The 3,823-nt window shown below is 43.6% G+C and carries 5 protein-coding genes; 1 reads left to right on the top strand and 4 read right to left on the bottom strand.

From position 1 onward, the window contains the following. Positions 1–260 precede the first annotated feature (260 nt). From RMO52_RS08415 to RMO52_RS08405, 3 genes are all read right to left on the bottom strand, one after another. Positions 261–626, bottom strand: a complete 366-nt coding sequence (locus tag RMO52_RS08415; RefSeq protein ID WP_309739242.1) for a roadblock/LC7 domain-containing protein — start codon at positions 624–626, stop codon at positions 261–263. A gap of 65 nt (positions 627–691) precedes the next feature. Beyond that, entirely contained in the window at positions 692–1,165 is a 474-nt protein-coding gene (locus RMO52_RS08410) for a hydrocarbon-binding protein (protein WP_309739241.1), read from the bottom strand. A gap of 164 nt (positions 1,166–1,329) precedes the next feature. Then, complete coding sequence (locus tag RMO52_RS08405; protein ID WP_310412857.1) at positions 1,330–2,184, bottom strand: DUF4388 domain-containing protein; 855 nt, start codon at positions 2,182–2,184, stop codon at positions 1,330–1,332. Positions 2,185–2,606: 422 nt separating this feature from the next. On the opposite strand from RMO52_RS08405, the gene RMO52_RS08400 reads away from it, so the two are divergent. Then, a complete protein-coding gene (locus RMO52_RS08400) occupies positions 2,607–3,239 on the top strand; it encodes a DedA family protein (protein ID WP_396134921.1) in 633 nt (210 codons plus the stop codon). Positions 3,240–3,384: 145 nt separating this feature from the next. Here the strand turns inward: RMO52_RS08400 and RMO52_RS08395 are convergent. After that, on the bottom strand, positions 3,385–3,823 hold a 439-nt coding region (locus RMO52_RS08395), incomplete at its 5' end, for an RNA-guided endonuclease TnpB family protein (protein WP_310412854.1).

Genomic DNA, 3,823 nt, shown 5'->3' with positions numbered 1-3,823 from the left:
ATGAGTTAGTGGATATCTATTTCTTGAAAATACATAAATCCAGCAAGAAAAGTGTATTTAGATAATATTGAGTGGCGATCGTCTTTAATTTACTTCAGCTAATTTAGATCTAAAGAGGATCTAAATAATTGAGCGATAATGATTTTTTATCGCACTTTTAAAAATGAAAGAAGATAGATAAAAGCGAATATCATTGTCGATATTCGCTTTTAAATTATCTCTTGCAAATCAATTATTAATTATTAACTATTAATTATTAATTAATTGAGTGCCGCTTTAATTTCATTGACAGCTCGTTTGATATCGAGCATCAATAAACCTTGCTTAGCAGACTGGTTTGCCAATACGAGGAAGACCGCATCATCGCCACAACCCATGAGAATGCCATAACCATCAGCACCCTCAACCATGATTTTTTCGACACTACCACGGGATAATTCTTTACCGATACGCTCGCCGAGCGAGAGCATTGCCGCAGACATTGCCGAAGTCCGTTCTTCATCCATCGCACCGGGTAGGCTAGAGGCTAATGGTAAGCCATCGTGGGATACCAAGGCTGCACCTTGGACATCCGCAGTACCCGAAACAAAGTTCTGTAAAATTCCACCGATCGTACTTGTGCCCATGATTTTCTCTGTAATAATTGATGTGGTCAGGTTGATAATTGAATCCCGATCGATCGAGACTAGATTTAGAGAGTCGAGAATTCAAACACGTCGTGAGTACCGCCGCGCAAGACGGATTCGGTATGCACACCACGTAATTTTTTGCCAGTGGTTTCACTCAATGCACCCCAAACTGCACCCAGCGTGAAAGTACATTTGCGATCGGAACCTTGAGGTTCGCCAGCAGAACAGACAGTTTCCGAACAATAAACTTTGTAAATATCGCCTTCTTGGACGATTTTATCGACAGCAGTCAGGTGGGTACCATTAGCACCAACTGCTTCGTTTAACTTAGCGGCAATGACACTGAGATCTTCAGTAGAACCGGATAAACCCAACTCTTTAGCAAGGTTTTTACCGCGTTCGCGTCCGGCGGCAATCAAGGCGATTGCTGTAGCTTTTTCGCCTAAAGCTTCTTCCATCCCAGTAATCACTGATTTGAAACAAACAATGCTACTAAATTGACCCAAGGTAGGGCGATTTGCAAGTGTATTAGACATAGGTGGAGATTTTGCTTAACTAATGAATTAATTCTTGGTTACGATCGCCGCTCAATTAGTCACCGTTTAGCCTGAAAATTAGTTAATCGGGTAATTTTGAGGAACTGAACCTATACATCATTTAATATGCCCACGGAAGAGCTACATGTAACAGGATCTTCAAATTAAGTCTTTTGTTTCAAGAATCCCATTAATTTGCCCAAGAACGAATTGGAAACCGGACTAGGAACATTACTATTACTAGCAGCAATAGGATCTGGCAGATCGATCGGTTTATAAATATAGGGTTGTGGAACTTCCTGCAACAAACCGATCGTACATAGACGAAAAGCAATCTGCTGAACCTTCTCGATCGACAGTCCCAGCCGCTCGGCAATTGTCTCGATCGAGATATCTCCTTGAGCTAGATTCCAAACATTAGTTTCTTGACGATCTAAACGTAATTTTGGCTCGGTTGAGGATAATTTTTGGAGGCAAGATTCGAGTGCGGGTAATTTAGCATTTAAACTACTCCAGTCTCGGAGCATTCTCAAGCCGAGTAGAGACATTTCCTGTGCTGTTAAACTAATCCCCGTCATTTCGGCATACATTAGTGATGCTTGAGCATTAAAATTAAACCGTCCGTAATGAATTTCACCAAATAGCTTACAGATACTAGCAACTACTTGAGCATCAAAAAGTAATCTCAATTGGTCGGTATCGAGCAGATTACAACCTTTGAGATAAGTACCTAATGGTTGACCCAATCGATTGGCATTAATTGACAAGCCAGTCACTTGTTCGAGTGATAGCCACTGCCGTTGCTCCATCATCTTGAGTAAGCCAGTGTACTCTGTTCCATACCCGTTACCTACAGACATAATTCGTCCGGTTTGGAAAGAAATATAGTAAGCGTTATCCACAGAACGACTCAAACAGCGATCTGGCTCGATCGACAATAGACCAGTTTTGTGACCCTCTTGGACAAAATTAAAGATCTCAGCCAATGAATATTCTGACAAACAACCAGTTAGCGACATTTAGATATCTCCGATATCTGTGAATTTAGGCGGTACGATGCTGAATATTTGGCGAGGGCGATTATTACTAGCAACTTGGAACGGATTTATGACTGCGCGATTACTCGACAGTCGTAAATTCAAATACATCATGGGTATAGCCGCGCAAAACGGATTCGATCTGGATGCTGCTCAAAACTACTCAAGTATTCAGCGGCGACGTGTCCGGCGATCGGTCATCGGTCTGCTAAAATTATTGGTATTTTTAGGTAGCTTCTGGACTAGTATGCCCACGAGCGATCGCTTACTAACAGCAATCCTCAAAAATTCAGATCGGTTTTGGGCAAGACATCGATCCAGCAGGCAATCTCAACGCGATCGAGATTTCCTAATCTCCATTCCTCAGTTAATATATAAATGTAAAGTTATTTATATCCCCACAGATATCGATGGAATTCCTATCACTAGAGACAATCCAGGCGCTGGCAAGTCAATACGGATATCTCGCTGTCTTCGTAGGCATTCTGTTAGAAAATTTGGGAATTCCCTTACCTGGTGAAACCATCACGATCGTCGGTGGATTTTTGGCTGGGAGTGGGGAACTAAACTATTGGTTCGTCCTCGGCTCTGCGGCGATGGGTGCTTTTATTGGCGGGGTGGGCGGCTACTTCGTCGGTAAGTATGGCGGCTGGAAGCTGATCTTAGCAGCGTCAAAAATCTTCCGCATTCAGGAAGTCCAGCTAGAAGAGATTAAAACCAAATTTAGTGAAAATGCCGTTAAAGCCGTCTTCTTCGGTCGGTTTATTCCCCTAATTCGGATCGTCTCTAGTCCGATGGCGGGTGTCGTGGAAATGCCCATAGGCAAATTCCTCGGTGTGAATTTGCTCGGAGCGGTAACTTGGGCATCGGTGATGACGACGCTCGCCTTTTTTGTCGGCAGAATCGTCTCCCTCGAACAGTTATTAGAGTGGGTGAGCAAATTTGCGATCCTGGCTCTGTTCATCGCGAGCGGGTTTATTTTCGTACCGATTTGGTTGGAATCCCGGATTGTCAAAAAAGCTGGCGAAGGCGAATAAGCATTGCTAGTGTCTGCATAACTCATCACTGAAGCCGCCAATAGGCGATCGAACCGATTCACCTGTAAAATTGACATGCAGACCGCAACCGAGTGCCTTTGACATCCTCTCCGGCTCAGATCGGCACGGAGATTCCTAAACATCGCTATTTAGGTTTCTGCATCTTCGCACCAGCCTTCCGAGATTTACTCTCTTCGGGTCTTACAGTTGCTCCACAGACTGAAACGGCTAGCCCAGCCGCCAAAATGTTATTTGCCGCGTTTATATCCCTGTCATGGTTCATCCCACAAGACGGACATTCCCACTCACGAATATTCAATGGCATCGAATTTACAATATGCCCACAGTTCCCGCACCTTTTAGAGCTAGGAAACCAGCGGTCAATTTTAATCAGTTCTCGCCCATACCATTCGCATTTGTAGGCAAGTTGTCGAATCAATTCACCCCAACTTGCATCGCTAATAGCTCCGCTAAGTTTATGGTTCTTGAGCATATTCTCGATCGCCAGATCCTCAACCACTATCGTTTGGTTTTCACGAACCAGTTGAGTTGTCAGCTTATGCAAAAAATCTTTTCTAGCATCG

Origin of the sequence: Chamaesiphon sp. OTE_8_metabat_110, assembly GCF_031382685.1 — a bacterium.
Lineage (GTDB): Bacteria > Cyanobacteriota > Cyanobacteriia > Cyanobacteriales > Chamaesiphonaceae > Chamaesiphon.
This window is presented reverse-complemented; position numbering and strand designations above follow the sequence as displayed.